Here is a 17231-nt window from a genome sequence, read left to right on the forward strand (position 1 = left end):
GAAAGGCCTTATTTTATGAAAATTATTTAGGAAGGTTATTCACCTTTTTTTGCTCAAGCATTTCTTTCCAGTGCATAATTTCACTTGGCAAAATAGGCGCAACACCATCAAACTCGGCTACTTCAAGCATTTCTTCAATACTCACAATGCCTTTTTTGTTTTTAAACACACCGCGCACATACGCTATAGCGTGCAGGCCACGCGCAGAATGAAACTTTTGTTCAATGTAAAAATATTTATGATCCCACCCCACCAGCTTGGTACTAATGGTATAACGCTGCATAGGTTTAATATCGCGAATATAAGTTATGGCTGTAGCATTAACAATAGGAAACCAACGGCGCTTCATTACTTGTTTTAATAGACCAATTCGCTCAATCATCCAAGTGCGCGACAAGTCCATCATAGCCAAATAACGCGAGTTTGTTAGATGCAGGTTTATATCGCAGTCTGTTGGTAGCGCTTTGTAATCAATATCGACAGTATCAAGTAACTGTTGGTAGTCGCGGTTGCGCTTAATTTTAAAAAATAATAAAAGAAGTCTAATATATAAGTTCACGAGAAGGTCTTACCAGTATAAAGTTAACTCAGTGTAACATAGCCACTTGTTAAGGCGAATGTTCTGTTTTAATCTCAAATTATAAATATAAAAAAGTCATAGTATGAAATATAAATTAGCGACACTTTTCACAACCAGTTTATTATGCATTAGCACCTGCGCACTGGCCGATTTTACTATTAAAGGCCCAGGCACGGTAACTTACCCAACAGGTATAGAAAAAACCTTTAATTTTGGCTTTGCATGGCAGCAGCAGCTTGGTAAATTTTCGATAGGTAGCAAAAGCTACAATATGTCGCAATTACCTAACTCATACTCGGTGGCAATCACTTTAGCTAAAGACGATAGCCAAGTGTGGGTACAAGAGTTTAATAATGGCTTTATTGAAGCGTTTGATTGGCAAATAGGTAAACATACTGTCAGTTTAAAAAAGCAGCAATTTAAAGACCCCGTAAAAGGCAATTACGTGATTGAGCTTAATGGCCGCAGTTACTTTTTTACTCGTAATAACGCAAGCATAGTGATTAATTTTGATGAAAATGGCATAGAAACAATCGCCATTGATGGGGTTACTAAAAACATGGGCACTAAGAGCTAGTGCCCAGTAAAGCGGCTATTAAACTTTAACAGTTTTGCGATTAATACCGTAATCTCGTAGTTTATTTGCCACTGCAGTGTGGCTAAGCCCTAAACGCTTAGCTAATTGTCTTGAGCTTGGGTAAGCCGGATACAATTTACGTAGCAAGGTTGCTTCAAAACGTTTTACCGCTTGATCTAACGACCCTTCAAAGTCTGATTCTAAATAGCCTAAATCATGGGTAAAGGTGGGCAATTGCAAATGCTCTACACGTAGCTCGCTATCATCAAGTAACGACACCGCCCGATAAATTGCATTCTCTAGCTGGCGCACATTACCTGGCCACGGGTATTCTTGTAAAAAGCGTAAGCACTCTTGTGATAAAAGCGGAATTGCGTGGCCGTTTTGCTGTGCGTACTTTTGAATAAAGTGCTCGGCTAATGGGCCCACATCAGCTTTACGGTCTCTCAGTGGTGCAATCTCTAATGTGAGTACATTAATTCGATAGTATAGGTCTTCTCTAAATACGCCCTCTTGCACCATCGCGGGTAAATCTTTTTGTGTGGCTGCAATTATACGCACGTTTACTTTTACTTCGTTTTCGTCGCCCACTTTTCTAAATGTGCCGTCTTGTAAAAAGCGCAGCAGCTTTGTTTGTAGCTGTGTAGACATTTCGCCGACTTCATCTAAAAACACAGTACCGCCATCTGCTTGCTCTAGGACCCCGCGTTTAGGTGCGGTGTTTTCTTCATATCCGGCGTAACCAAATAATTCAGATTCAGCCACATCATCGGGCAAAGATGCGCACGAAAGTGCAATAAACGGCTTAACCGAACGATTAGAGGCATAGTGGCACGCACGAGCAAGGAGCTCTTTACCTGTGCCAGTTTCTCCGGTTATTAAAATGGGTGCTTCTAGCTGCGACATTTTGCGTGCTTCGCGCACTACCCGGCGCATAGCAGTACTAAAGTTGTGAATTGTTGCAAAGCTCTCTTGCCCGTAACGTCTAAAGGCACTGACCTGCTGACCAAGGCGGCTTTGCGATTTTATATTTATAACCGCACCAGCTAACACATCACCTTCACCACCTTGCGGGACGGCAATCGGTAAAATATCGGCAATAAAGTCTTCACCGGCAACATCTACCCGGGTTGTTTGTCCAAGTACTTCTTTGCCTTCTAACCAACGCGTAAAGTTAAACCCTTTTAGTAGGTTATTAATATTGGCCCCTACCACTTCTTTTTCGCTCAACTGTAGGTCTTTACAGGCTGCGTCGTTACACAAACGTACCCACCCTTTTGCGTCAATCGAGATAACGCCATCGGGAAGTGCACGCAGCAGTGTATTTAATTCGTTATGCTCTCGCTCAGAGGGTAAAAAGGCGGTTGTGCGAACATCATGTACGCCATCAATCAAACGAATAGAAGGCATAATTTTTTGAAATTGCTCAAATTCAATTTCAGGAAAGCTTACATACATACGGCAATTTACCGAATCAACCTCAATCCCTTTTAAGTCAACATCGTAGTTTACTAAAATATTTAGGATCTCTTGGGCAATACCTACACGGTCGGCACAATGAATATCTAGACGCATACATCCTCGAATAAGGAAAAACTATATTAGCCGAATAATACGCTAACTCCGTTATTCAATACAGTAAATTGTAAACAAATTTGGACAAACCACCGTCTTTATCGCTGTAAACTCACGCCTATAAACATCAAACTGTAATAACGTGCAGCTTAAAACTAAAAAACGCAGCGTGTAAGCTGCGTTTTAAAAGGGGTCGTGCGTATACGCAATTAATTTTGCGGATATGGGGTCCAGTCTCCGCCATCTAATTGAATATAAGGGCGCTTATTAACATACATCATTATTGTGTCGGCGTTTTCGGCTACTTTAGGTGCACGAGGCAGCGTATCAACTAAGTCGGCAATATTGCCATTACCTGCAAAAAAGTTTGTGCTAAGCACGCCACTAATTAGCTCCGATAAACCAAAGTAACTTGTTGATTCGCTAACAAGCGTTTGTGAATAACTTTGTACATTTTTACCAATAAACTTAATCGCCACCGGAACAGATACAATACTTGGGCTTGGTATCTCACGAAGCCCAGCAAATTGCACTTTATCGCCTTTTAATGCTGCGCCGTGTTCAGGTACTATCATCAGCATGACATTACGGCCACGTTTTTCTAGGTTTTTAATAAACCCGTTAATATCGTTAAATAAGTTTTTATGTCTAATTGGGTAACTTTCAAGGCTACTCATGCGGGCTTGATTCGCTAGTTGATTGCCATCATGCAAACTGGTGGTGTTGTAATACATAGCACATGGCGCGCAGTCTTCACCTTTTTCATTTAACCATGAGTTTAGTACTGCCCCGTCTGAATAAATAGGCTTGTTGTCAAACCCGTATTGAGCAACAGGTAAGTTAGTTATATCGTAAGGCTGCTCATCTATTTTACCAAACTTTTTCACCAAACCTTTAAACTCATCAAAGTGGCCGTCGTGGTTCATAACCACATTGCTTTTGTAACCTAAGTTTTCTAAATTTTTAAACAAGTGACACTGCTCTGGCGCATTTTCAAATAAGGCAGTTTGGCTTGTTTGACCACAACTTGCTCGTAGCAGGCGAATTGCAGCAGGCCCAGAGTAAGAAGTAGCCGAATTAAAATCAGAAAACACCACATCAAAATCGCTATATAAATCATCAAGGCTTACGCCAATGGCCTCTAGATCAGCCACGGCCATCGAGCAAATATTTAGTACTATGACATCAAATAACTCGCCATTATATTGCTGAGGGAATTGGCTTGCTAGCAAACTTTGCTGCTGATAAAACTCTTTTAATTGCTGATCAGGCGATTTTGCTTCTTGCGTTACCACTTGTGCTTGTGCACGAGGCGCTGCTGTTTGAACATTATTAGCCGCCACAGGCTGTGTAATTAAATTATCCTCGTTGTTTGTCCCCTGCCAAGTTACAAACATAAGCCCAACTATTGTTACGGTGGTAAAGCGTATCCACTGTGAGCAATACCAAAAGCACACAGTAATAACAAACAGTGCCAATAACATATCAACATTAATAACCCGCGCCATGAGCTCTAAAAAGTAGCCAAAGCTAAAGTCTTGCACGTTACCAGCTTGGCGTGTTAAACGGTCTATAGGGGGCAACCACGAATCTTTATAAAGTAAAACAATGGCCATTACTGCGCCTAACCAATGTTTGGCTTTATTTAGTAAAGGGTGCGTGTAAGAAATAGCAAAAAAAGCAGCCAGCGCTGCATTTGCTAATAAGCCAAAGTCGATTGCACCATAATAAAAAAGTGCAAACTTAACTAAAAAATAGAGGTTCCACACCCCTAAGCCTGATAATTTCACTATTTACCCTTCTTTATTCTATTTGGTTTGTAAGGTTCGAGTACTTCATGTTTAAACGTAAGCTGAGCATAGTATTTTTTTATTTTTTTCAGTATCAACGACCCCGACATACATAAAAATACGCCAACTAGCATCGCTAAAATTGCTGTAATCAATAATTGATTAATACTCATACGTTACTCTTTATGGCCATTTTGAACGGCACGGCATCTGCGCGCTCGTTTTTAGTAAACTCTGGTGTTTCTAAATCAGCTGCAACACTTGGATCTATTTTTTGCGAAAATTTATAGCTTTCATTCTCTGTTAATTGGGCAGAGTAATCGGTTATATCTTGGTCCGCATAATAACGCCTAAGCTGTTTACATTCTTGCTGAATATAAAAATGATCGGAAATAATATTTTGCTGCGCAAAAAAATCGTTTGTTTCTAATTTAAACAAGTGCTTTATCGCGTTGTTTACATCATTTTCGCGACACGCATGTAAATACAAATACACGGTGTTTTCTACCAAACTGAATACGTCGCCCTCACGCTTTATATGAAATAAATGCAATGGGTGGATAGGATCAATCCGAGGCAAAAGCTCTAATTTAACCAACACCCCGCTTACCCCTAGATTTACAGCTGAGTCACTGTGAACTTCTACCTGTTTGGTAAATTCTATAAAAGGCAGGTAACCTTTAGAAAAGGTATTTTCGGTAAATTGAAGTACATGTTCAATAGAAGGCGGTAACGGTCTTGAAAATTGAAACCCTTGAATTGACTGCACCTGTGAGAGCAACCTAGAAGGCTCTGAAAAACTATACAAAATAAGATTAACACCTAAGGTCAAAAATAAGCATTCATCTTGATGGCGGATCACCCCATCAACGTTCTGAATCACTAATTTAAGCCAGCGACCACAGTTTTTTCTCAGCTCAAAACATTGCTTGGCAAGCAGGGCTAAATCGGTATAGCGCGAAACTGCAAATACCAATGTTGCCGCCTCTAATTTAGGGCCTTGAGAAAAAAGCGCATTGTTGTCTTTTATTATTTTATATTTTGCAGGAAGCTTGGTCCCTTCAGGAATAGCTCCTTGTACAATCCACACGTCGTCTTCATCTGCAAATACACCCGATGTTGAGGTTTGTTGTTCCGTAATACTATTTTGCTGCACTTTAAAGCAGCCATTTTCAATCATTAATGGATACTGTACAGAGGCGATGATACCTGTACTGTGATGCCAATAATCGTACTCTAGTACGCGCACTGTTGAATCATTTTCAACATATACCAACCCGTCGAGGTCCGAATTTAACCGCCTTAATAAAAAGCGATAGTTAGTCACCTCAGGGCCAGAAACTAAAAATAAGACGGTCGCTCCTGATTGTGTACTAAATTTTTTATAGGCCTGAACACTTTGAATCAGTTGCTTTTGATCCAATGAGGCTAAATCAGTCGTACTAAAGTGAACAATGACCAATGCGTTATTTAGCTGTTTATAAGCATTTAGCTCTTTTAGGGTGTTGTTAATTATTTGTTGCTTTGGCCAATCCCGCGTATCTGCCGAAAACCTAAACGGATGCACTTTGTGTTGGCCAAATGCATAATTTAATGCATCGCTAAAAGGGCCTTCAAAAAATATTTCTATTTGAGAAGAAACAATATAAATATCAGAGGCTGAGGGTTTATTAATTGCATGTAATGCCAGTTCAGTAGCAAAATTGTCTAAAGGGGCTAAAATTGCATATAACGATGCAGGTTTTAGCTCTGCAGCAGAGGGCTGCAAGCCTGAAATGTTAAAGTTTTGCACTGAATTTAGCCTATAAAAAATACTTTTTTACTAGTTTTACCCGCTATTCTATATATAATAGACAAATATTGTCCACTTTAAATAAAAATAATAAACTTCACCATAAAGGCAACAATGCGTAATTTAACGACAAAAAGCTCTGAAACCTTAACATCAAATGACATTGAGAACCTTGCACGACGTTTTGGCGGCAAAAGTGAAGATTACGTTGAAATTGTTAATAAACAAAAAAATAAACAAACAATAAAAAAATACGCATTACTGAACGAAATACACCGAGCAGTAAATACGTAAGTACTAATTAAAACGACAGGTAAACAACCCTTTGCAAAGAATTTTTCTAAAAGGCATTAAAGGCGGCACTGGCGCTACTTCTATGGTTGCCAATTTAGCCTGCGTATTAAAAAAGTCGGGCTCTGACGTTATTGCTATAGATTTAGATTCTAAAAGCGATTTGGGCCTGCACTTTGGCCTGCCTTGGCAGTACAACCACGGCTGGAGTAACGAGCAGGACTTTGAACAAGCACTTGAGCACTTTCATCAAGATAGTGATGGCATAGTGTTTTTACCTTTTGGCGATAAAAGTGTTAGTACCGCCGCGTTATTCGATTTTATTAACAATTGCAATAAACTGGATTATAACAATAATGCTTGGCTTCTTTTTGATTGCCCTGCACATATTGATATCACCCACTATCCGCTCGATAAAAACGACATAGTAATTGAAATAGTTAATTGTGATGCTATTTGCCACAGCTTAATTTATAAAAAACTACAAACGTTAAAACACACTGACAACCAGTGGAAACACTTCTTTTTAGTCAATCGTTATAACTCTGCATCAACACTTGAGTTCGACCTGTTTTCTTTATGGCAATCTACCTTGCCGCTTATGGCGCCTTTTTTTATAAATAGTGATGAAGTAATTAAAGAGTCTACAGCCTATAGAAATGTAGCGCTTAATTGTGCGCCTTACAGTGTTGCTAACGATGACTTTGAAACACTTGCCGGCTGGCTTGTAAGTAAATCGGCCCTGTAGTTATGAGCTTTTCTTTATTTTATAAGCGTCCAATACACAGTACTTTGTATTTACTGTTAAGCATTATTTTTACTGAAAAACTTGTACGTTATATTTTATTTAAGTTTCATAGTTATTTTAACCAGCACAAAGTAAACGTAATAGAAGCCTTTTTAATGCCTTTTATTACGCTGATTAGTTCATTGTTTATCAATATAAAAGACCACAAAATTAACTTTGAACTTATTTTATATGATTACTACCCGCATCTTCGTTTGCCGTACCGCACGTTTATTTATTCAAATATTTTGCGCTTTATCATTCAAAGCGCTTATTTGTTATTTTTTAAATACAAACCTAAAAATAACTCTGTAAGGGAGCGGCTATCAAATCAGTTTTATAATGGGATAAGTTATTCACTTAAACAGTTGCGTTGGTTTGACTTAAAACTAGGTAGATTACTAAAGCGTTTGTTATCAAAAAACGTTAAGGGTCCTAAAAAAAGTGCTTTTAAAACCATGGCTGACGCTAAGATTTGGCAAAATAAACTAATAAAATATGTGGTTGTAGCCTTTATATTGTTTTTACTGGCTATTTTTATAACCATTCCGTTTAGCCTAGAAGCGCAAGCCGTGTTTATTAGTTTTATTTTGATAGTGGCATACGGGCTTAAACGCGTTAAAGGACAAATGGCCACGATTGTAATGATCACCCTATCGGTAACCACTTCATCGCGTTATTTATGGTGGCGCTACACAGAAACCCTCAATTGGGATGACCCTGTTGCGCTTACGTTAGGCGCAGGCTTGCTGCTGGCAGAAACCTATGCGTGGCTAGTGCTCATTTTAGGCTTTTTTCAAACTATAAACCCCCTTGAGCGTAAACCTGTTCCGTTGCCAGAAAACACCGACTTATGGCCAACAGTCGATGTATACATTCCTACTTATAATGAACCATTAAGCGTTGTACAACCTACCACGCTTGCGGCGATGAGCATTGATTGGCCTGCTGATAAGCTCAACGTGTATATTCTTGATGATGGCAAACGCCCTGAGTTTAAAGAATTTGCTCAAAAAGTGGGGGTGGGTTATTTAACACGGCCCGATAATAACCACGCTAAAGCTGGTAATATGAATAGTGCCATGCGCTACACTAACGGCGACTACATTGCTATTTTTGACTGTGACCACGTACCTGCCCGCTCATTTTTACAAATGACCATGGGCCAATTTTTAAAAGACAGCAAAGTATGTTTAGTGCAAACACCGCATCACTTTTTCTCAGCAGACCCGTTTGAGCGTAATTTAAATAACCACAGCCAAATCCCTAATGAAAACATGCTTTTTTATGGGTTGATCCAAGATGGTAATGACATGTGGGATGCCACCTTCTTTTGTGGCTCATGCGCTGTTTTAAAACGCGAAGCACTCGACAATATTGGTGGCTTTGCATTTGAAACGGTAACCGAAGATGCCCACACTGCTCTGCGTATGCAACGTGCCGGTTATAAAACTGCTTATATAAATATCCCACAAGCTGCAGGCCTTGCCACCGACAGCCTCTCTGCACATATTGGCCAGCGTATTCGTTGGGCTCGGGGTATGGCACAAATATTTAGGCTCGATAACCCAATTTTAGGTAAAGGGCTCGATATACCACAGCGCCTGTGCTACTTAAACGCCATGCTTCACTTTTTATCGGGCATTCCGCGTATTGTATTTTTAACCGCACCACTGGCGCTCATATACTTTAATGCTTACATTATTTATGCGCCGTTTTTAGCTATTTTTATTTATGTAGTGCCTACACTCATACAAATAAAAGCGACCAACTCACGAATTCAGGGTAAATATCGCTACTCTTTTTGGGGGGAAGTGTATGAGTCTGTTCTTGCCTGGTACATATTAAAGCCGACAACCGTTGCGCTAATAAACCCTAATAAGGGTAAGTTTAACGTAACAGAAAAAGGCGGCTTAAATGATAAAGAGCATTACGATTGGGGTATATCTAAACCCTACTTGGTACTTTTACTCATAAACTTAGTTGGCATGCTTGTAGGTGTTTTACGCTTAGGCTTTGGCGATCCGAGCCAAGTGGGCGTTTTGTTAATCAGCATGGGCTGGGCAATTTATAATATTATTATTTTAGGCGCTGCGGTAGCCGTTGCTGCAGAAGCTAGGCAAGTAAGGCAGTCACACCGTATTAAGGCAAACTTTCCGGCGGGCGTGCGCTTAGCAAATGGGCATACGTTAAAAGTTAAAATTACCGATTACTCTGATAATGGAGTGGGTATTGAAACAGAGCACGCTCATTTGTGCCGAGTAAACGACAAAATAGAGCTATTAATGAGCCGCGGTAATAAACAGTTTTCGTTTACAACATATGTATGTAACACCCGAAACAAACAAATAGGCTTAACGTTAAAAGATCTCTCGCTCGAAAAGCAAAAAGCATTTATACAGTGCACCTTTTCAAGAGCGGATGCGTGGCTGGACTGGCAAAATAATTTTCGTCATGACCGCCCTTCATATAGCTTTAAAGAAGTACAAAAAACAAGTTTAAGAGGATTTAGCAATTTATTGTTTCATGCTCCTAAGCCATTACAACCCTTTGTAAAACTAATGACAAAAATTGTTGTATATATAAACTCTTTCACCCCTAAAAAACCAATAGTGCATAATAATTATGATTAAAAATTTGCTTAATACATTTCTAATACTGTTTTTAACATGCAGTGCTTACAAAGCATGTGCTATTGAGCCAATGCACGATAAATCTGTGTTTATAAATGGCTACCCAGAAAGCGCCAACGTATCTAGTTTAAGATTAGACTTTGCTGCTTTGGGCTTTAATGGCTACAAGCTTGATGGCATAAACAACAACTCAAGAGTGGATTTTACCAACCGCATTGATAAATTAAGCACCGATTTACAGCTTAATTTTTCTTACACAAACTCGCCATCATTGATTGCTAACGTGTCGCATTTAAAAGTGTATTTTAATGAAAACTTAGTCACTGTACTGCCCATAAATGAGCAACTAAGTGTGGTTAAAAATACCGTTAACCATAGCCTAAAACTCAATGCTAAGTATGTACAAGACTACAACCAAGTACGGTTTGAGCTTGTTGGTTATTATGATTTACGTTGCCAAGATTACTTTAGTCGCTCTATTTGGACCGAAATTAATAAATCGAGCAATATCACGCTCAATCAAAAGCAACTGGCAATAGATAGCCGTTTAGAATATTTACCAGAGCCCTTTTTTGATGCCAAAGATTACAATAAGTTAAGCTTACCGTTTGTGTTTGCAAAAACACCTAACACCAAAACAATTGAAGCGGCTGCGACTCTTTCAAGCTGGTTTGGCGCGCAAGCTGACTGGCGTGGTGCTGATTTTCCGGTGGTGATTAACAAATCATTAGATACGCACAGCGTGGTTTTTATTACCAACGATTCAAAGCCTGACTTTTTAAAAGACTATCCCGATGTGGAAAAGCCAACCGTTGAGATTATTTCAAACCCACTACATAGATACAGTAAAATGTTGCTTATTTTAGGGCGTGATGAAGACGATTTAAAAACCGCCGTCACGGGATTGGCCTTTGGCCATAAAGTCATGACCGGCAGAACAGCTAGCATAGAAGCAATTAACCAACTACCGCTTCGCAAGGCGTACGATGCCCCGCGCTGGTTACGCGCTGATAGAGCTGTACACTTTGACGAATTAATTGATTTTGACAATCAGCTACAAGCACAAGGGTTAAATAACGGCCCCGTAAAATTAAATGTGCGTTTTGCTCCAGATTTATTTACTTGGCGCGAAAAAGGCATCCCCATTACATTGCAATATCGCAGCACACCCGAGAGCGAGTCTTTGGACTCTCGGTTAAATATGTTGATTAATCAAAAATTTATTAGTGGATATTTGTTAGATAATGACGACTCTGCACTCAATACTACAAAAACATTATTGCCACTTATTGCCAATACCGATACTACACAAAACGCAGAAAACTTTTCACTGAATGGCATAAACCTAGCCACTCGGAACGAGCTAAACTTTGATTTTAGATTTGGTGTGCTGAAAAAAGGTGAGTGTGCAATAGCACCACCTGGTGGTGAGTTTGGTGTTATTGATGGTAATTCTAATATTGATGTAAGTGGCTTTGATCATTACATTGCCCTGCCAGATTTGAATGTATTTGCGAACAGTGGCTTCCCGTACACCAAATATGCCGATTTACAGCAAACACTTGTATTAATTGACCCGCAACCTTCTGCTAAAGCGTTAACTTTGCTGTTTAATCTTACCGGTCATTTTGGTGCAATAACAGGGTATCCAACCCACAGAATGACAGTGGCCCATTTAAATGAAAATGTTGATTTAGACGACAAAGATATTTTAGTTGTTGCAAAGCCTGGCAGCACAGCTCAGCAACTAGATGAAGATGCGCATACAAACGTACTTTTAACCAATAACCAACGTGAAATAAAGCAAGCAATTTACAACGGTGCATACGATGAGCAAGCCACAGATAAAATACAAGTGAGTGTAAAAAGTAGCGGAGATATGGCGGTAATTACAGCTTATCAATCACCTTTTGATTCTGAGCGATCTGTTGTGTCACTTAATGCCACCACTGAAAAAGCCTTTGGCTTGATTAATAAAACCCTTATGGACTCGCAAACATTAAGCCAATTAAAAGGCAGTGCTGCGGTTATAAACTCACAAGGCGTTAAAACAATAAAAACCGAAGAGCAATACTTTGTCGGTCATATTCCTGTACATACGCTGGTATGGTTCCATTTATCTGACCATCCATTTATTTTAGCTCTGCTTTCAATATTAACGCTGTTACTAATTTCATTTATTTTATGGCGATTACTACAAGCACTCACCCATAAGCGTTTAGCTGAAGGAGATGAATAATGACATTACTTAACCGAGCATTATTAGTAGCCGCTTTTATAAGTTTTTCTGTGTCAGCGCAAACGCAGCAGTGCGAGCCTTGGCAGGGGTGGCAAGTATTTAAAAATCACTTTATTAGTGATGAAGGCCGCGTAATAGACCTAGGTTCAAAACAAAATATTACCACCTCAGAGGGGCAATCATACGCACTATTTTTTGCGCTAGTAGCAAACGATAAAGCCGCGTTTGATACCATTTTAGATTGGACGCAAGACCATCTCTCTGAAGGCGATTTAAGTACACGTTTGCCTGCTTGGCAATGGGGTGAAACAGGCAATGATACCTATGGGATTTTAGACTCAAACCCAGCATCAGATTCTGATTTGTGGATAGCATATAGTTTATCGCAAGCAGCTATTTTATGGGACGACCGCCGCTATAGTATTTTAGCTGCTGTATTAGCGCAGCGTATTATGCGAGAAGAAACCGCCTATATTTCAGGCTTAGGGCTTACTTTATTACCCGCCCCTGCTGGGTTTGAATTTGAAAATAACACCTATAAACTCAACCCTAGTTATTCACCGTTATTTATTTATCAGCAATTTAGCAAATTATACCCGCACTCACCTTGGCAGCAATTACATGAAGCGTCTGCAAAGCTTATTTTGGATACAGCTAAAAACGGAGTGAGCCCTGATTGGGTGATGTATAGCCCAGCAAAAGGTTTTTATTATGATAAAAAAGCAACCGATTTAGGCAGCTTTAACGCCATTAGGGTTTACTTATGGGCCAGTATGATGGCGAACGATGCGCCTTACAAAGAACAACTAAGCGAGCAGTTTACCCCTTTTGTTGAGGCTATAAACAGCCGTGGCTACGTTCCTTTAAATACCTATGCACGCTCTGGCAAAACCCAAAAGCGTGGCCCATTAGGCTTTAATGCTGCCCTACTGCCCATGCTAAAAGAAAAAGGCGATGATTCTTTGGTTATGGCCATTCAACAAAAGTTAATGGTCGATAAGTCATTCACACAAACACGCTATTACGACAGTGTATTAAACCTGTTTGGTAGTAGTGCGCTTAATAAGCGCTTTTTAATAACAGCAGACGGGACGCTCAAGCCAAGGTGGAGCACTGAATGTCGTTAAAATGGGCTGTTGTTTGTACGTTAGCAGTCAGCGCAAGTGTGCATGCTAAAACAAATAATGACATTGATACACACTCTGTTGAGTGGCTTTTAAGCCAAATCAATATTGGTGAAGTGCAAGAAAATAAAGATTTAATTGCCGATAGCCTACAAAAGCTATTGGCCATTGCCCCTAATCGAATAGAAAGCCAGTGTGCGCTTGCTCGTTTTGAGTTTGCCAATGGTAAGGCTATACAAGCAAATCAAATTTTAAGAAAAATTGACGGTAACAACACACGTACCCACCCTTGTGTAGAACAGTTACGATTAATTGCTAGATTAGAAAACGAAGACAAAGCAGATATACAACAAGCTAAATTACTTGCCCGTGCGGGACGTTACGAACAAGCGCGATTAATTTACAACAGGCTTTTTAAAAACTCCTATCCAAGCTTAGCGTTTGAGCTTGAGCATTTAAGTTGGTATGCACAAGAGCAAAGCCAATGGCAAAATGTAAAAAAAGGCTACGAAAGGCTACTACGCAGTTACGAGAACATCGGCGTGGTAGATATTGCATATGCGCGCCACTTACTCAGAAATAACCCCACTGATAGCACCGCACTAACTATTTTAAGTAAATATGGTGCCACCTCTCGCTACAGTAATGAAGTAGAAGCAATCTGGTTAGGTGCTTTATCTAACATGCAATTAAATAGCGCTACAGAGAAACAATTTCAGCGCTACTTTAGCGTGTATCCGTTTAGCAGCAAAGGCGAATTACAGTATCAAGATTTCAAAAAAGATTTAAAAGCGCGACAAAAACTATTAGCTAACCCGGCCTACCAACTATGGCTTAAAGGTGAGGCGTTACTTGAAAAAAACAAGCTCGTTGCCGCAGAGCCGCTTTTACTAAAAGCGCTCAAAGGGCGCCCTAACGATGGCGCAATTATGCGCAGCCTTGGCACCCTTTATTTGCGTATGGGTAAAAATCAAACGTCTTATAATTATTTTACTAAGGCGTATTCGCATACCGCCGATTTTGCCGAGCGAGAAACGCTAAAAGACTTAGCCGCCACTGCAAAGTTTTGGCTTTACATACGCCAAGCTAAAGAAGCCATTAATAATAGTCAGTTTAAAACGGCGTTGCTTAAATTAAATTTAGCCGACACACTTGAGCAAGACCCTGCTAGCGTTTTGTATAACCGCGGATTGTTACAATTTGCTCAAGGTAATTATTCACAAGCGGCCGCTATTTATCAAACCGTGTTAAAAAATGATCCGCTTAATAATGGCGCTCTAACAGGGTTATTAGAAATTGTTGAATTGGATAACAATGAGCAGTCGTTAATCAAGTTTTATAATGCTTTATCTCAGTCTCAAAAAGCACAACTTAAACCTGTGTATGCGGCAACGTTAAGTAGCCAGCTTCGCGAAAAAGCACGCCAATATAGTGATGCAGGCGATACAGAGCTTGCTGAGCAAACCTTAAAAGAGGCTATTGAACAGGCCCCTGAGCAGCCTTGGCTTTATTACGATTTAGCGTTTATTTATCAACAAAACGGGTTAACTAAAAAGGCAAAAACGTTATTTAATAATGTGCTTTGGCAGTTTCCGCTCAATCCACAGTTACGTTATAGCCATGCTTTATTTTTACGCTCAATTGATGATTATCAAGGCGCTTTAAACACCTTAGAGTATGTGCCGGTTAATGATCGAAATGACGACATAATTTCTCTTGAGCAACAACTTAGGCTCAACGAATCTCTTCGACAAAGCGAGCGACACTTAAATACCAAAAATAGAACCACGGCTATTTTTCATTTAAGTAATTTAGAAGCGCAAAATTTAACTCCAGTAATGAAAGCCGAGCTATCGCGTAGCTGGTATCAAATAGATGAGAAAAAACACGCTCTAAAGTTAATTAATACTGCATTAAATACTGAGCCTACTTTATCACCTTATTGGCATATGCTTTACGCGCAGTGGCTATTAGAACAAAACGAGCGCCCTGCTGTAGAACAATGGTTTTCTCATTACAGCTTGCCTAATAATGCAAGTGCTGGCGAAGTAGAACAGTACGTCAATTTATACACCACGTATATTAATCAGTATTACGAAGGTGGCGAATTATTAGCAAAGCTTAACCAGCTTGATCAAAAGTACCAAAGTACACCCGCCATCACCACGGCATTAATAAATGCTAATTTAGCTCTGGGGCAGCAAGAGTCAGCAATTATTGTTTATCAGCAAAAACTGAAAAACAATCAGCCAATTGAACCTCAAGCTATGCTTGCAATAGCAAAAGCTTACAGAGAATTAGGTAACGACTTTCAGGCAAAAGAAGTCACTGAGCGCGCAATAACGCAAACAGATGATCAGCAAGCCTACTTACAACGCCAAATAATGGCCTCGTTAAATGACTTTAACTACGCAGGTGATGCTTTAGTTTTAGCCAATCAATTAATTGCTAAATCACCCAATGATAAAGAGCTTAGTTATTTGGGCGCTGAAGTTGCTCGAAATTTTAATGAACAAGACCAAGCTAAGCAATGGTATTTAAAAACGCTATCAAGCGAGCAACGCCTAAACGATGAATCGTTTTATAAACAAATTGCTCGCATAGATGAAAATGATGCGTGGTATATTAATGGCGCTAAGCGCGAGCTTATAAATGAGCAAAGCAAAAACCAAGCATACATTGCTATTGGGGTAAACTTTAGTGGCCAAACAAGCACCGAAAGCGAGGCGACTCTTGGCGCAGGCTTAGTACCTATTGAGGCCTACTTTCCACTTTGGCAAGGCCAAGGGTTTATTAAAATAGACCCAACCACTATTAGCGCACAAACAACTCGCTTTGATGAGCAATTTGCTGGTAGCCGCTACGGCCAAGGTGCACTTTGTATATTTACCTGTGCTATTAATGAAGTAAGCCCTGAGCAAGATGGGGTCGACATAGGTATTGGGTGGCAAAATGAAAATTGGCGTGTTGATGTAGGCACGACCCCACTTGGCTTTTTAATTGAAGACATAGTATGGGGTGTAAATTACGCCAACAGTATTGGCGACTTTGGTTATAGCCTAGAGCTCGAAAAACGCCCTGTAACAAGTTCCGTGCTCTCTTATGCTGGGCTTGAAGATGTAAATACCGGTGAAATTTGGGGCGGCGTGCGCTCAACAGGCCTAACTGCCAACCTATCTCATGACTTAGGTGGCGATTGGGGCTTTTGGTCAAGCGCCGACTTTACGCTCTATAAAGGGCAAAATGTTAAAGATAACCAACGCTATAGAGTAATGGGCGGGTCTTATTATCGCGTTATTAGTAATCAAGAACGCGAATTTACCGTCGGCGCAAGTCTATTACATTGGGCATATCAGTATAATTTAAGTGAAGAAACATGGGGCCACGGCGGTTACTATAGCCCACAAAACTACGTTGGGTTGTCGGTGCCTTTAAGCTACGATGCGCGCTGGGGCGATGACTTTGTTTATCGCTTAAAAACAGGGATTTCGTATTCGCAAACAAAAACCCAGGCCATTGATTTTTATCCTAACGATACTGACTTGCAGCTACAAGCCTACGATAGAGAAGCGATTACCGGGGTAGACCCAGTATTTGAGAGTGATGACAGCTCTGGCGTGTCATACAATCTTGAAGGAAGCTTTGAGTACCGAATAACACCGCATTGGTTTTTTGGTGGTTATTTAGCCATCGATCGCGCTGACTTTTACGAACCAAACTTTGGCCAGCTCTATATTCGCTATTACTTCAATCCTGTGTACGGGACGTTAGAGTTTCCTGGCACCCCAATTATTCCCTACGCAGACTTTTAACGCAGTGCAAGGTGATACATCGCGAATGCTT

11 protein-coding genes are annotated in these 17231 nt (G+C 40.1%); 7 read left to right on the forward strand and 4 right to left on the reverse strand.

Annotation, left to right across the window (positions count from 1 at the left end):
* Positions 1-22: 22 nt before the first annotated feature.
* The gene (locus CWC04_RS14955; RefSeq protein ID WP_004588346.1) at positions 23-559 is read right to left on the reverse strand and encodes a thioesterase family protein; all 537 of its coding nucleotides are present in this window, start codon (positions 557-559) and stop codon (positions 23-25) included.
* 103 nt (positions 560-662) lie between these two features.
* Here CWC04_RS14955 and CWC04_RS14960 point away from each other — a divergent pair, with 103 nt between their 5' ends.
* Positions 663-1157 carry a hypothetical protein gene (locus CWC04_RS14960; protein ID WP_138685803.1) on the forward strand — a complete coding sequence of 165 codons (495 nt, stop codon included), beginning with the start codon at positions 663-665 and terminating at the stop codon, positions 1155-1157.
* Between the two features lie 18 nt (positions 1158-1175).
* Here the strand turns inward: CWC04_RS14960 and tyrR are convergent, their stop codons facing one another.
* The 3 genes from tyrR to bcsE form a co-directional block, all read right to left on the reverse strand.
* Entirely contained in the window at positions 1176-2732 is a 1557-nt protein-coding gene (gene tyrR, locus CWC04_RS14965; RefSeq protein WP_004588344.1) for a transcriptional regulator TyrR, read from the reverse strand.
* A gap of 209 nt (positions 2733-2941) precedes the next feature.
* Positions 2942-4522, reverse strand: coding sequence for a cellulose biosynthesis protein BcsG (bcsG, locus tag CWC04_RS14970; RefSeq protein ID WP_138685804.1), 1581 nt, complete (start codon positions 4520-4522; stop codon positions 2942-2944).
* Positions 4523-4691: 169 nt separating this feature from the next.
* Complete coding sequence (bcsE, locus tag CWC04_RS14975) at positions 4692-6314, reverse strand: cellulose biosynthesis protein BcsE (RefSeq protein ID WP_138685805.1); 1623 nt, start codon at positions 6312-6314, stop codon at positions 4692-4694.
* Positions 6315-6428: 114 nt separating this feature from the next.
* Between bcsE and bcsR the strand changes: the two genes are divergently transcribed.
* The 6 genes from bcsR to CWC04_RS15005 are packed head-to-tail and all read left to right on the forward strand — an operon-like array spanning position 6429 to position 17200.
* Positions 6429-6608 (forward strand): BcsR/BcsP family cellulose biosynthesis protein, encoded by a 180-nt coding sequence (gene bcsR / locus CWC04_RS14980; protein WP_126007812.1) that lies wholly within the window; start codon positions 6429-6431, stop codon positions 6606-6608.
* A 31-nt stretch (positions 6609-6639) separates the two neighbouring features.
* Positions 6640-7353, forward strand: a complete 714-nt coding sequence (gene bcsQ, locus CWC04_RS14985; protein WP_004588340.1) for a cellulose biosynthesis protein BcsQ — start codon at positions 6640-6642, stop codon at positions 7351-7353.
* A 2-nt stretch (positions 7354-7355) separates the two neighbouring features.
* Complete coding sequence (bcsA, locus tag CWC04_RS14990) at positions 7356-10025, forward strand: UDP-forming cellulose synthase catalytic subunit (protein ID WP_126007814.1); 2670 nt, start codon at positions 7356-7358, stop codon at positions 10023-10025.
* Positions 10018-12264 (forward strand): cellulose biosynthesis cyclic di-GMP-binding regulatory protein BcsB, encoded by a 2247-nt coding sequence (gene bcsB / locus CWC04_RS14995; RefSeq protein WP_126007815.1) that lies wholly within the window; start codon positions 10018-10020, stop codon positions 12262-12264. Before bcsA ends, bcsB begins: the two co-directional genes overlap by 8 nt.
* A complete protein-coding gene (gene bcsZ / locus CWC04_RS15000; RefSeq protein ID WP_138685806.1) occupies positions 12264-13391 on the forward strand; it encodes a cellulose synthase complex periplasmic endoglucanase BcsZ in 1128 nt (375 codons plus the stop codon). The genes bcsB and bcsZ overlap by 1 nt, the downstream gene beginning before the upstream one ends.
* Positions 13382-17200, forward strand: coding sequence for a cellulose synthase subunit BcsC-related outer membrane protein (locus CWC04_RS15005; protein ID WP_138685807.1), 3819 nt, complete (start codon positions 13382-13384; stop codon positions 17198-17200). The genes bcsZ and CWC04_RS15005 overlap by 10 nt, the downstream gene beginning before the upstream one ends.
* Positions 17201-17231: the final 31 nt, after the last annotated feature.

It is taken from the genome of Pseudoalteromonas sp. S2893 (genome assembly GCF_005887105.1).
Taxonomy (GTDB): Bacteria; Pseudomonadota; Gammaproteobacteria; order Enterobacterales; family Alteromonadaceae; genus Pseudoalteromonas; species Pseudoalteromonas atlantica.

What these genes read in the sequence shown, in the direction of transcription:
- CWC04_RS14960 (WP_138685803.1), top strand. Translation starts at nt 663, where the DNA reads ATGAAATATAAATTAGCGACACTTTTCACAACCAGTTTATTATGCATT.
- tyrR (WP_004588344.1), bottom strand. Translation starts at nt 2,732, where the DNA reads ATGCGTCTAGATATTCATTGTGCCGACCGTGTAGGTATTGCCCAAGAG.
- bcsR (WP_126007812.1), top strand. Translation starts at nt 6,429, where the DNA reads ATGCGTAATTTAACGACAAAAAGCTCTGAAACCTTAACATCAAATGAC.
- bcsA (WP_126007814.1), top strand. Translation starts at nt 7,356, where the DNA reads ATGAGCTTTTCTTTATTTTATAAGCGTCCAATACACAGTACTTTGTAT.
- bcsB (WP_126007815.1), top strand. Translation starts at nt 10,018, where the DNA reads ATGATTAAAAATTTGCTTAATACATTTCTAATACTGTTTTTAACATGC.
- bcsZ (WP_138685806.1), top strand. Translation starts at nt 12,264, where the DNA reads ATGACATTACTTAACCGAGCATTATTAGTAGCCGCTTTTATAAGTTTT.
- CWC04_RS15005 (WP_138685807.1), top strand. Translation starts at nt 13,382, where the DNA reads ATGTCGTTAAAATGGGCTGTTGTTTGTACGTTAGCAGTCAGCGCAAGT.